Annotated in this window: 14 protein-coding genes; 13 read left to right on the top strand and 1 reads right to left on the bottom strand. The window is 45.2% G+C overall.

Annotated elements, in window-relative coordinates:
* Positions 1–19 precede the first annotated feature (19 nt).
* A complete protein-coding gene (gene secD, locus ACED46_RS06395; protein ID WP_371721111.1) occupies positions 20–1876 on the top strand; it encodes a protein translocase subunit SecD in 1857 nt (618 codons plus the stop codon).
* Positions 1877–1890: 14 nt separating this feature from the next.
* Positions 1891–2838: a protein translocase subunit SecF gene (gene secF, locus ACED46_RS06390; protein ID WP_017066793.1), complete on the top strand. Its 948-nt coding sequence runs from the start codon at positions 1891–1893 to the stop codon at positions 2836–2838.
* 288 nt (positions 2839–3126) lie between these two features.
* Here secF and suhB read toward each other — a convergent pair whose 3' ends face one another.
* Entirely contained in the window at positions 3127–3930 is an 804-nt protein-coding gene (suhB, locus tag ACED46_RS06385; protein ID WP_017062836.1) for an inositol-1-monophosphatase, read from the bottom strand.
* 181 nt (positions 3931–4111) lie between these two features.
* Here suhB and trmJ point away from each other — a divergent pair, with 181 nt between their 5' ends.
* The 11 genes from trmJ to ndk all read left to right on the top strand — a co-directional run bounded on the left by trmJ (position 4112) and on the right by ndk (position 12762).
* A complete protein-coding gene (gene trmJ, locus ACED46_RS06380) occupies positions 4112–4840 on the top strand; it encodes a tRNA (cytosine(32)/uridine(32)-2'-O)-methyltransferase TrmJ (protein ID WP_017062835.1) in 729 nt (242 codons plus the stop codon).
* A gap of 116 nt (positions 4841–4956) precedes the next feature.
* Positions 4957–5478, top strand: a complete 522-nt coding sequence (gene iscR, locus ACED46_RS06375) for a Fe-S cluster assembly transcriptional regulator IscR (protein ID WP_010440512.1) — start codon at positions 4957–4959, stop codon at positions 5476–5478.
* Between the two features lie 27 nt (positions 5479–5505).
* Positions 5506–6720 carry an IscS subfamily cysteine desulfurase gene (locus tag ACED46_RS06370; protein WP_371721110.1) on the top strand — a complete coding sequence of 405 codons (1215 nt, stop codon included), beginning with the start codon at positions 5506–5508 and terminating at the stop codon, positions 6718–6720.
* Between the two features lie 33 nt (positions 6721–6753).
* On the top strand, positions 6754–7131 hold the full coding sequence (gene iscU / locus ACED46_RS06365) for a Fe-S cluster assembly scaffold IscU (RefSeq protein ID WP_004735094.1): 378 nt from the start codon (positions 6754–6756) through the stop codon (positions 7129–7131).
* A 98-nt stretch (positions 7132–7229) separates the two neighbouring features.
* Positions 7230–7553 (top strand): iron-sulfur cluster assembly protein IscA, encoded by a 324-nt coding sequence (gene iscA / locus ACED46_RS06360; RefSeq protein WP_010440519.1) that lies wholly within the window; start codon positions 7230–7232, stop codon positions 7551–7553.
* Positions 7554–7637: 84 nt separating this feature from the next.
* A complete protein-coding gene (hscB, locus tag ACED46_RS06355; RefSeq protein WP_010440522.1) occupies positions 7638–8153 on the top strand; it encodes a co-chaperone HscB in 516 nt (171 codons plus the stop codon).
* A gap of 22 nt (positions 8154–8175) precedes the next feature.
* Positions 8176–10026 carry a Fe-S protein assembly chaperone HscA gene (gene hscA, locus ACED46_RS06350; RefSeq protein WP_371721109.1) on the top strand — a complete coding sequence of 617 codons (1851 nt, stop codon included), beginning with the start codon at positions 8176–8178 and terminating at the stop codon, positions 10024–10026.
* A gap of 20 nt (positions 10027–10046) precedes the next feature.
* On the top strand, positions 10047–10385 hold the full coding sequence (gene fdx / locus ACED46_RS06345) for an ISC system 2Fe-2S type ferredoxin (protein ID WP_010440525.1): 339 nt from the start codon (positions 10047–10049) through the stop codon (positions 10383–10385).
* A gap of 134 nt (positions 10386–10519) precedes the next feature.
* The gene (gene iscX / locus ACED46_RS06340) at positions 10520–10720 is read left to right on the top strand and encodes a Fe-S cluster assembly protein IscX (protein ID WP_004740335.1); all 201 of its coding nucleotides are present in this window, start codon (positions 10520–10522) and stop codon (positions 10718–10720) included.
* A 206-nt stretch (positions 10721–10926) separates the two neighbouring features.
* Positions 10927–12222 carry an aminopeptidase PepB gene (pepB, locus tag ACED46_RS06335; protein ID WP_017062517.1) on the top strand — a complete coding sequence of 432 codons (1296 nt, stop codon included), beginning with the start codon at positions 10927–10929 and terminating at the stop codon, positions 12220–12222.
* A 105-nt stretch (positions 12223–12327) separates the two neighbouring features.
* Positions 12328–12762, top strand: coding sequence for a nucleoside-diphosphate kinase (gene ndk, locus ACED46_RS06330; protein WP_016797173.1), 435 nt, complete (start codon positions 12328–12330; stop codon positions 12760–12762).
* Positions 12763–12903: the final 141 nt, after the last annotated feature.

The raw sequence follows: 12903 nt of genomic DNA, 5'->3' as shown, positions 1-12903 counted from the left end.
CAGCTAGAGGATCCTCGCTGTGCTAAACCGTTACCCGTTATGGAAGTACCTGATGGTGGTGTTTACTATCGCCATCGCTGCGTTGTACGCACTTCCGAATATATACGGTGAAGATCCGGCAGTTCAAGTTACAGGGGCGCGCGGCGCCTCTGTAGATATGTCTACGCTGGATGCTGTCACCAATGCTCTTGAAGCTGAAAACCTTTCTACTAAATCCGTTGCTCTAGAAAACGGTTCCATTCTTGTTCGCTTTAACGATACAGACTCTCAAATTAGTGCTCGTGATGTCATCACTGAAGCATTAGATGAAGACGTAATCGTTGCTTTAAACTTAGCTGCTTCAACTCCTGATTGGCTTGAATCTATTGGTGCTGCACCAATGAAGCTTGGTCTTGACCTACGTGGTGGTGTTCACTTCTTGATGGAAGTGGATATGGACGCTGCGATGCAAAAGCTGGTTGGCCAACAAGAAGAAGCGTTCCGTAGCGAACTTCGTGAAGAAAAAATCCGTTACCGTGCAATTCGCCCATCTGGTAAAGATGCGGTTGAAGTGATTCTACGTAACGCCGAGCAGCTTGCTGAAGCGAAATCGCTACTGCAATCTAAGCACCAAGACATGACGTTTGTAGATTCTGAATCTAATGGTCGTTTTTCTTTGGTTGCTAGCTTCACAGAGGCTCGCCTTCAAGAAATCCGCAACTACGCGGTTGAGCAAAACATTACCATTCTACGTAATCGTGTTAACGAACTTGGTGTTGCTGAGCCTTTGGTTCAACGTCAAGGCGCTAGCCGTATCGTAGTGGAATTGCCTGGTGTTCAAGACACGGCTCGTGCTAAAGAAATTCTTGGTGCGACGGCGACACTTGAGTTTCGTGAAGTAGATAGCAGTGCTGATTTAGCCGCTGCCGCTTCTGGTCGTGCCCCTGCGGGTAGTGAAATCAAGCAAGATCGTGATGGTCGCCCTGTGGTACTTAAGAAGCGCGTTATCCTAGGCGGTTCAAGTATTACTGATGCAAGTTCAAGTGTTGATGAATATGGTCGTCCTCAAGTTAACATCTCGCTAGACAGCGAAGGTGGTAGCAAGATGTCTGCATTCTCTCGTCAGAATATCGGTAAGCTAATGGCAACGGTATTTGCAGAGTACAAAGACAGCGGTCGTAAAACACCGGAAGGTCGAGTTATCTTAAGTAAGCACGAAGAAGTGATTAACCAAGCGACGATTCAATCTGCGCTAGGCCGTAACTTCCGTATTACGGGTATCGATTCAACGGCTGAAGCTCATAACTTGGCACTTCTACTGCGTGCTGGTGCATTGATTGCGCCTATCTCGATTGTAGAAGAACGTACGATTGGTCCATCTATGGGTCAGCAAAACATCGATATGGGTATCATGGCGATGGTTTGGGGTATGGCTGCTGTAATGCTGTTTACACTGCTTTACTACCGTAGCTTTGGTCTGATTGCGAACGTTGCGCTAATGGCTAACTTGGTGTTGATTATCGGTGTGATGTCGATGATTCCGGGGGCTACCATGACCCTGCCAGGTATTGCCGGTATCGTATTAACGGTCGGTATGGCGGTTGATGCGAACGTTCTGATCTTTGAGCGTATACGTGAAGAGCTTCGAGATGGACGCAGTCCACAACAAGCGATTCACCAAGGTTACGCGAACGCATTCAGCACAATCGCCGATGCCAACATCACCACACTACTAACAGCAATTATTCTATTTGCTGTGGGTACTGGTGCTATCAAAGGCTTCGCGGTAACGCTGTCTATCGGTATCTTGACTTCAATGTTTACAGCTATTGTCGGAACACGTTGTATCGTGAACCTGATGTATGGCGGCAAACGCGTTAAAAAACTGTCGATCTAAGGCTAGGAATTAATATGTTTCAGATTCTAAAAGCAGACAAAATGATCGACTTTATGCGTTGGTCAAAGGTTGCCTTTGTTTTTTCTATCTTGATGATTGGTACTGCTATCTTCACCCTAACAACGAAATCGTTGAACTGGGGGCTAGATTTTACTGGCGGTACTCTGATTGAAGTTGGTTTTGAACAACCGGCACACCTTCCTGATATTCGTAGTGCACTAGAAGCCGAAGGCTTTGGTGATGCAACGGTACAGAACTTCGGTTCAGCTCGTGATGTGATGGTTCGTTTACGTCCACGTGATGGCGTAGCGGGCGAAACGCTTGGTAACCAAATCCTTTCTGCTATTGAGAATGGTACTGGTGAGCAAGTTGAGATGCGTCGTATCGAGTTCGTTGGCCCTAATGTGGGTGACGAGCTAACAGAAGCGGGTGGCCTTGCTATCCTTGTTTCTCTGATCTGTATCTTGATCTATGTGTCAGTGCGATTCGAATGGCGTTTGGCAGCAGGTGCGGTACTAGCACTGGCGCACGACGTTATCATCACACTGGGTGTGTTCTCTCTAATGCAAATTGAGGTGGATCTTACCATCGTAGCAGCCTTGCTAACGGTAGTCGGTTATTCCCTCAACGATACCATAGTCGTATTTGACCGTATTCGTGAGAACTTCCGCAAGATGCGTAAGGGTGAAGCACCTGAAGTACTGAACAGCTCAATCACACAAACATTGAGCCGTACATTGATTACTTCTGGTACAACGTTATTCGTAGTTATCGCGCTGTTCGCTCAGGGCGGTGCTATGATTCACGGCTTCGCGACTGCACTTCTATTGGGTATTACTGTTGGTACTTATTCTTCTATCTACGTTGCATCTGCACTCGCTATGAAGTTGGGTATTACGCGTGAACACCTAATGCCACCACAAGTGGATAAAGAAGGTGAAGAGTTTGACGAAATGCCTTAGGCCTTGGCTTAACAATTTTCGCTGAACCAAAAAAACCGCTAGGCAACTAGCGGTTTTTTTACGACTGTATTCTGTCGATAAACTCAACGTAATTTATCGGCGAAGTGCGTTGTGCTCGTCGCAACTAACCGCCATCCTGCTCGTATCTCGTATCTCGTATCTCGTATCTCGTATCTCGTATCTCGTATCTCGTATCGCAGATACAAAAAAGCCTCGCTATAGCTATATAGCGAGGCTTTGGAATTTTTATGCGCCCTTAAAATAGGGAGCGTTAACGTAAGGTCTGAATTACTTCAGCATACCTTCGTTAGCGTTCTCACGAACGTGCTTAAGAATAGACTTAACACCACGTGCGCTTGAAGCAACAACATTACCAGAAGTCATGTAATCAGTACCGCCAGCAAAGTCAGTCATGATAGCACCAGCTTCACGAGCGATTAGATCGCCAGCTGCTAGATCCCATGGCTTAAGGCCAAGTTCTAGGTAACCATCAACACGGCCAGCTGCTAGGTAACATAGGTCAAGAGCAGGAGAACCTGTACGACGGAAATCAGCACAGTCGATGAATAGACCAGAGATGATCTTCATGAAAGATTCAGAGTGTTGTTTTTGCTTGAATGGGAAACCAGTCGCTAGAACAGTACCTTGAAGGTCTTTTAGTTGAGTAACACGCATACGAGCGTTGTTTAGTTGAGCGCCAGCGCCACGTTGAGCTGTGAATAGCTCGTTTAGCATTGGGTCATAAACACAAGCAACTTCTGTACGACCGTTCATGCGAACAGCGATAGATACAGAGAAGTGAGGGAAACCTTTTACAAAGTTGTTGGTGCCATCCAGTGGGTCAACGATCCATTGTACATCAGAGTCTTTACCTTCAGTCAGGCCTTTCTCTTCAGAAATAATGCTGTGCTCTGGGTAAGATGCTTTGATTGTCTCAATGATCATGTACTCAGCTTCTTGAGCAATGTTAGTAACGTAATCGTTGTTACCTTTTAGAGACGATTCGATCTTATCAGTTGTTTCTAGAGATTTAGCAATATGGTTGCCAGCTTTACGCGCAGCGCGTATCGCAATGTTTAGCATTGGATGCATATGGTTTTTCCCACAAGATGTTAAAGAACAATTTAAAGCGGCGGCGAGTATACCAAAGTTTTACCAAAAGGGAAGTGGTTATTTTTTGAACTCTTGGTTTCACATTACGCGAAGGGTCTGACCATTTTACTTTGCTATGTGTTAATATCTCGCGATTATTTTTAAAGTGGTGTCATATAGCATGTTAGACAATGTAAAAGTCGTTCTGGTTGGTACGTCTCATTCGGGAAATATCGGATCAGCAGCTCGCGCAATGAAAGTGATGGGTTTGAGTCAATTAGTTCTTGTAGACCCTCAATGTGAAGTTGACGAGCAGACCTTAGCACTGGCTGCGGGTGCAGGTGACATCGCAGAAAACGCGACCATCGTTTCTACATTAGACGAAGCCGTAAAAGACTGTGGTTTGGTGGTTGGTTCGAGTGCACGTTCACGTACGCTTGAATGGCCAATGCTTGAGCCTCGTGAGTGTGGACAAAAGTTTGCGATTGAAGGTCAAAAGCACCCAGTCGCATTAGTGTTCGGCCGTGAACGTACTGGCTTGACTAACGATGAGCTTCAGAAGTGCCACTTCCATGTATGTATCCCAGCTAACCCTGAATACAGCTCGCTAAACCTAGCAATGGCAGTGCAGACTCTGAGCTACGAAGTGCGTGTAGCTCACCTTGATATGGTCGCTAGCCAATATCAGCCACAGCAACAAGATGAGTACCCTCGTCACGAAGAACTAGAAATGTTCTATGAGCACCTTGAAAAAGTGATCATTGATACCCAATTTATCTCTAAGGATAAGCCAGGTCAGGTGATGAATAAACTACGTCGTCTGTTCAGTCGAGCTCGTCCAGAGTTGCAAGAGATCAACACTCTACGCGGCATTTTGACTTCAATTGAGAAGAGCAAAAACGACAAATAAAAACCACACAAACCCTAAGGGTGAATACTTGACTAAAATAGTCAACTAAATACTTGACCAATTTAGTCAGGTATGGGAAGATTCCAACCACATAAACAATGTGGATTCGGTGTGATATGAAACTTACATCTAAAGGAAGATATGCGGTAACAGCTATGCTAGATGTAGCACTGCATTCGCAAAAAAGCCCAGTTCCTCTGGCTGATATTTCAGAGCGACAGGGCATCTCATTATCTTACTTAGAACAGCTATTTTCTAAGTTACGTAAAGCTGGCTTAGTTGCTAGTGTTCGTGGTCCTGGCGGTGGTTACCGTTTAGGTGCTGAAGCGAGCGACATCGCTGTCGGAACTGTAATTGCTGCAGTAGACGAATCAGTTGATGCAACTAAGTGTCACGGTCGAGCAGATTGCCAAGGTGGCAGTCGTTGTCTAACTCACACTCTATGGCGTGATTTAAGCTCCCGAATCAGCAGCTTCTTAAACGACATTACGCTCGGTGAGCTAATGAAAGATAACGAAGTTTTAGAAATTTCTGATCGTCAAGATATTGATCTTGCGGTTAATAATGGTTTTGCACATAAAAATACGAGCACTACAACGATTAGTGCAGCACCTCACGGTGTTAATGCCCGCTCTTAGCGGTCAGTTTTTACATTGGAGTAGAAAATGAAACTGCCTATTTACTTTGACTATTCAGCTACATGCCCAGTCGATCCACGAGTTGCTGAGAAAATGGTTCAGTGCATGACGATGGACGGTAACTTCGGTAACCCTGCATCTCGTTCACACCGTTACGGCTGGCAGGCAGAAGAAGCAGTAGATAATGCTCGTGAGCAAATTGCTGACCTACTAAATGCAGACCCACGTGAGATTGTTTTTACGTCAGGTGCTACAGAGTCAGATAACCTTGCGATTAAAGGTGCAGCGCACTTTTACGAGAAGAAAGGTAAGCACGTAATCACGTGCAAAACAGAACATAAAGCGGTTCTTGATCCATGTCGCCAACTAGAGCGTGAAGGTTTTGAGGTTACATATCTTGAGCCTGAAGCAAACGGCATCATTGATTTAGACAAGCTACAAGCAGCAATGCGTGAAGATACGGTTCTTGTTTCTATCATGCACGTAAACAACGAGATTGGTGTAATCCAAGATATCTCTGCAATCGGCGAATTATGTCGTTCACGCAAGATCATCTTCCACGTTGATGCGGCTCAGTCTGCGGGTAAAATCCCACTAGATGTAAAAGAGATGAAAGTTGACCTTATCTCTCTTTCTGCACACAAAGCATACGGCCCTAAAGGCATTGGTGCTTTGTACGTTCGTCGTAAGCCACGTATTCGTCTTGAAGCACAGATGCACGGTGGAGGTCACGAACGTGGTTTCCGTTCTGGTACGCTTGCTACTCACCAAATCGTGGGTATGGGTGAAGCTTTTGCTGTCGCTAAACAAGACATGCAGAAAGATTATGACCACGCACTAGCACTTCGCGAGCGTCTATTGAAAGGGGTTCAAGATCTAGAAGCAGTAACGGTAAATGGCGACTTAGATCAACGTGTACCACATAACCTAAACGTGAGCTTTGCTTTCGTTGAAGGTGAATCTCTGCTTATGTCTTTAAAAGACTTAGCGGTATCATCAGGTTCTGCATGTACATCAGCGAGTCTTGAGCCTTCATACGTTTTACGCGCTCTTGGCTTAAACGATGAACTGGCACACAGCTCAGTACGTTTTTCATTCGGCCGTTTCACTACGGAAGAAGAAATCGACTACGCGATTGCACAAATCCGTGTAGCAGTAAATAAATTACGCGACATGTCTCCTCTATGGGATATGTATAAAGAAGGGATTGATTTGAACACTGTTGAGTGGGCTCATCACTAATCTCACGGAAATAGAGGATTCGAGGTAACTATCATGGCATATAGCGAAAAAGTAATTGATCACTACGAAAACCCACGTAACGTAGGTTCGTTTGATAAAGAAGATCCAAGTGTAGGTAGCGGCATGGTTGGCGCACCAGCTTGTGGTGACGTAATGAAACTGCAAATCAAAGTATCTGCAGAAGGTATTATTGAAGACGCAAAATTCAAGACTTACGGTTGCGGTAGCGCAATCGCTTCTAGCTCACTAGTCACTGAGTGGGTTAAAGGTAAAAGTATTGATGAAGCAGCTGCTATTAAAAACTCTGAAATCGCAGAAGAGCTAGAGTTGCCACCAGTGAAAGTTCACTGTTCAATTCTTGCTGAAGATGCAATCAAAGCAGCGGTTGCGGATTACAAAAAGAAGCACTAATCGTTTCTACAACGTAATCACTTCAAAAAAGTAATATTTGGGAGCACCCTTTGTGCTCCCCCTGAGTTCTCAATTTATATAAAACACAAGGTTGTAGTATGGCCATCACCATGACAGATACGGCAGCAAGCCGAGTTCAAGCTTTCCTAGATAACCGAGGTAAAGGTATCGGGTTGCGCTTAGCGGTAAAAACTACTGGCTGTTCGGGTATGGCGTATGTACTGGAATTCGTTGACGAGCTCAACGAAGAAGACGAAGTGTTCGAGCATTCAGGTGTTAAGGTCATCATTGATCCAAAGAGCCTAGTTTACCTAGACGGTACTGAGCTTGATTACGTAAAAGAAGGCCTAAACGAAGGTTTTGAATTCAACAACCCTAACGCGAAAGGCGAATGTGGTTGTGGTGAGAGCTTCAATGTATAAACGCCTCAATCGTTGAGCGTTTATAATGAGCGAAGAATAAAATTAGGCTCTAAGTAAAGAGCCTAAACTTAGGACCACCGTTACATGAATCATTTCGAATTATTTGGGCTACCACTTCAGTTTCAACTGGATGGTAGCCTTCTTTCTTCTCAGTTTAGAGATCTGCAACGCCAATTCCACCCTGATAAATTTGCCACGGCTTCTGAGCGAGATCGCTTGCTGGCTGTGCAAAAAGCTGCGCAAATCAATGATGCGTACCAGGTGTTGAAAAATCCAGTCAGCCGCGCTGAATACCTGTTAGTTCAACATGGTGAGGATATTCGTGGTGAGCAGCAGACTATGCAAGATCCTATGTTCCTGATGGAGCAAATGGAATTGCGTGAAGAGCTGGAAGATATCGCCGACAGTTCTGATCCTGAAGATGCTTTGTTTGCATTTGAAGGAAAGGTTAGCAAAATGTATAAACAACAATTAAGCGCTATCCAACAAGAACTCGACAGCGAAGCTTGGTTAGAAGCTGCAGACCGAGTAAGAAAGCTTAAGTTTATTGCAAAATTAAAGAATGAAATCGAGTTAGTTGAAGATCGTTTGATCGGCTAGTTCGTATAACAAGGACACATCCATGGCACTACTTCAGATTGCAGAACCAGGGCAAAGCGCCGCTCCTCACCAGCACAAGCTTGCAGTGGGTATTGATTTAGGTACAACAAACTCATTGGTTGCGTCAGTGCGCAGTGGTGAGGCAAGCACGCTTGTTGATCAACAAGGTCGCAGTATTCTCCCTTCCGTTGTTCACTATCAGTCAGAGTCGTACACCACTGGTGATGAAGCGCGTGTAAATGCACAAACTGATCCTAAAAATACCATTATCTCAGTTAAGCGATTAATCGGTCGTTCACTGTCAGATATTCAACAGCGATACCCATCTCTGCCATATCAGTTTGAAGAAAGTGATAATGGCCTGCCTGTGATTAACACAGCGCAAGGAAATAAGAACCCAATTCAAGTATCTGCAGATATTCTTCGTGCACTCGGTCAACGTGCTGAGTCGACGTTAGGTGGTGAATTGGCTGGTGCCGTGATTACCGTCCCTGCGTACTTTGATGATGCACAACGTGCAGGTACCAAAGACGCAGCGCAACTTGCTGGTCTTCATGTGTTACGTCTTCTTAATGAACCGACTGCCGCTGCGATTGCTTACGGTTTGGATTCAGGTAAAGAAGGGGTAATTGCTGTTTATGACTTAGGTGGTGGTACGTTTGATATCTCTATCCTACGCCTATCTAAAGGTGTCTTCGAAGTTCTAGCTACGGGCGGTGACTCTGCATTAGGCGGCGACGACTTTGACCATTTAGTTGCGGATCATTTCCAAGAGAAAATGGGCTTATCGGAGCTAACTGCAGAGCAGAACCGTATTCTTCTAGACGCCGCAACAGAAGCTAAGATTGGCTTATCTGAAGCTGAAAGCGTTGAGGTTGAAGTACTAGGTTGGTCTGGTTCATTAACTCGTGAAGAGTTTGAAGAGATCATCAAACCGCTCGTTAAGAAAACACTGCTTTCATGCCGTCGTGCACTAAAAGATGCGGAAGTTGATGCAGATGAAGTTCTAGAAGTCGTGATGGTAGGTGGTTCAACTCGTACCTTACTTGTTCGTGAAATGGTCGGTGGCTTCTTTGGTCGTACTCCATTAACCAGTATTAACCCTGATGAAGTGGTTGCGATTGGCGCATCGATTCAAGCGGATATCTTAGTTGGCAACAAGCCTGACTCTGAGATGCTGCTATTGGATGTTATCCCTCTGTCACTGGGTATCGAAACCATGGGTGGCTTAGTCGAAAAGATCATCCCTCGTAATACCACGATCCCAGTTGCTCGTGCACAAGAGTTTACCACGTTCAAAGACGGTCAAACTGCAATGACAGTACACACCGTGCAAGGCGAGCGTGAGATGGTTGATGACTGTCGTTCACTGGCTCGATTTGCTCTGAAAGGCATCCCGCCGATGACTGCAGGTGCTGCTCATATTCGTGTTACTTACCAAGTGGATGCTGATGGCCTGCTATCGGTTACCGCAATGGAGAAGAGCACTGGCGTTCAAGCTGAAATCCAAGTTAAGCCTTCTTACGGTCTAAGCGACAACGAAGTGGCTAGCATGCTGAAAGATTCGATGACGTTTGCAAAAGAAGACATGCAAGCGCGTGCTCTTGCTGAGCAACGCGTAGAAGCGGATCGCGTTATCGAAGGCCTTATCGCTGCAATGCAAGCCGACGGTGACGAGCTACTTGATGAGCAAGGCAAACAACAACTTGTTCAAGCGATTGAAGCACTGATTGAAGTGCGTAATGGCGACAACGCTGATGCTATTGAACTAGAAATTAAGAATACCGACAAAGCGAGCCAAGACTTTGCTTCTCGTCGTATGGATAAATCAATTCGTGCTGCACTGTCAGGTCAGTCAGTCGATAATATTTAATAGTTAGAGAATAGATAAACATGCCAAAGATTATTGTTTTACCTCACGAAGATCTATGTCCAGAAGGCGCTGTTTTAGAAGCAAAAACTGGTGAGACGGTTCTTGATGTTGCACTGAAGGCCGGTATTGGTATTGAACACGCATGTGAGAAATCGTGCGCATGTACAACATGTCACGTTGTGATTCGTGAAGGTTTTGATTCTTTAGAAGAGAGTGATGATCTAGAAGACGACATGCTAGATAAAGCATGGGGCTTAGAGATGGAATCTCGCTTGGGTTGCCAAGCTAAAGTGGCTGATACGGATCTTGTTGTAGAGATTCCAAAGTACACGTTGAACCTGGCTTCTGAAGACCATTAAGAACCTGTTCTCAGTCATGGCTAATACAGCGATGACTGAGAGAGTTATTGCTTAGACAAACATACTAAGAAAACTGGCCTAGAATATAGATCATAAAGGTGACCAAGCGTCGCTGATAAATATAAGGAAGTGTTATGAGCTTGAAGTGGATTGATTCGCGAGATATCGCAATTGAGCTATGTGATTTGTACCCTGATACTGATCCTAAAACGGTACGTTTTACCGATCTGCATCAATGGGTGCTAGACCTTGAAGAGTTCGACGACGAGCCTAACCACTCGAATGAGAAAATCTTAGAGGCTATTATTTTGTGCTGGATGGATGAGATGGATTAATCCTCTTGTCTAATGATTTGGTCGCGGGTTGGTATCAGTCCAATATAAAACGCAGCCAAGTTAACAATTCTTACTAAAAAAAGCGGACCTTATGGTCCGTTTTTTTATCAAAATGACATTTTCCTCCTACATAATGCTAACATCAGTGCGCTAATAAAAAATAATCAGAATCACACACTCACAGTGGTTCATGACAAGGAGAAATCATGTCTACACAGATGTCAGTATTTTTAAGTCAAGAAGCTGCCCAGCCTCAGTGGGGAGCAAGAGCTATTTTATCGTTCTCAGAAGCGGGAGCGACAATTCACATTGGTGAAGGCCACGATCTAGGCGCAGTTCAACGTGCGGGTCGTACGCTTGACGGACAAGGTATCGCATTCGTTTCACTTCGTGGTGAAGGTTGGGATCTAGAAAGCGTTTGGGCTTTCTACCAAGGCTACCGTGGACCAAAGAAAAAGAATGCATTGGAATGGGATGCACTTTCAGAAGCCGATCAAACTGAGCTTGAAGCTCGTATTCGCGCAACTGACTGGACGCGTGACATTATCAATAAAACCGCTGAAGAAGTGGCACCTCGTCAACTTGCGACAATGGCTGCAGAATACATCAAGTCAGTGGCACCAGCGGGCACTGTTAAAGCGAAGATTGTTAAAGACAAGGATCTACTAACCGAAGGTTGGGAAGGCATCTACGCGGTAGGTCGTGGCTCTGAGCGTACATCAGCAATGCTGCAACTGGACTTCAACCCAACAGGCGATGAAAACGCACCTGTATTTGCCTGTTTAGTCGGTAAAGGTATTACGTTCGATTCGGGCGGTTACAGTATCAAGCCAGGCCAATTCATGACAGCGATGAAAGCTGACATGGGTGGCGCAGCAACGATTACTGGTGGTTTAGGTCTTGCGATTGAACGCGGTCTTAACAAGCGCATCAAGCTTATTCTATGTTGCGCAGAGAACATGATCTCTGGTCGCGCATTGAAGCTTGGCGATATCATTACCTACAAAAACGGTAAAACAGTTGAGATCATGAACACTGATGCGGAAGGTCGCTTAGTGCTAGCTGATGGCCTGATGTACGCAAGTGCACAAAGCCCTGAGCTGATCATCGACTGTGCAACGCTAACAGGCGCGGCTAAAAACGCATTAGGTAACGACTACCACGCACTATTAAGCTTCGATGATGAGTTGTCTCACCAAGCGCTAACAGCGGCAAACCAAGAGAAAGAAGGCTTATGGCCACTGCCTCTTGCTGATTTCCACCGTGGTATGTTGCCTTCAAACTTTGCTGATCTTTCAAACATCAGCACAGGCGATTACACACCGGGTGCAAGTACAGCAGCGGCATTCCTTTCTTACTTTGTAGATGATTACAAAAAAGGTTGGATTCATATGGATTGCGCGGGTACTTACCGTAAGTCAGCAAGTGACAAGTGGGCGGCAGGCGCAACGGGTATGGGCGTTCGCACACTGGCTCGTCTTCTTATCGACCAAGCAAAATAATAATAAGGGTGAGCGGTATTTTGTGCCGCTCATTCATAAAGCTCAGATCGAAAGATCTCAGTAATTTCAGTATTTAATAACAAAAAATGAAGTGAAGGAATCCCTATGGCTCTAGAAAGAACGTTCTCAATTGTTAAGCCGGATGCAGTTAAGCGTAACCTTGTTGGTGAAATCTACCACCGTATCGAAAAAGCAGGCCTAGAAATTATTGCTGCTAAAATGGTTCGTCTTACTGAAGAGCAAGCGAGTGGCTTCTACGCTGAACATGAAGGCAAAGAGTTCTTCCCAGCTCTTAAAGAGTTTATGACTTCTGGTCCTATCATGGTTCAAGTGCTTGAAGGCGAAAACGCTATCGCTCGTTACCGTGAACTTATGGGTAAAACAAACCCAGAAGAAGCGGCATGCGGTACTATCCGTGCTGACTACGCAATCAGCATGCGTTACAACTCAGTTCACGGCAGCGACAGCCCTGAGTCTGCAGCTCGCGAAATCGAATTCTTCTTCCCAGAATCTGAAATTTGCCCACGCCCAGCTCAATAATCGGCACTGCAAATTATTCTAAAGGCTTCACCTCGGTGAGGCCTTTTTTGTAAGTGGATTTTACGCTCTCGATAATCAATTTAGTCGTCATTCTCGAAAGCGACGAAGGAGCGTAATCGGGAATCTGTTTTTGTTATTGGA

It is taken from the genome of Vibrio sp. 1S139, assembly GCF_041439475.1.
In the GTDB taxonomy this organism is placed as follows: Bacteria; Pseudomonadota; Gammaproteobacteria; order Enterobacterales; family Vibrionaceae; genus Vibrio; species Vibrio crassostreae_C.
The sequence above is the reverse complement of the archived record's forward strand: the minus strand, read 5'-3'. Positions and strand labels throughout refer to the sequence as shown.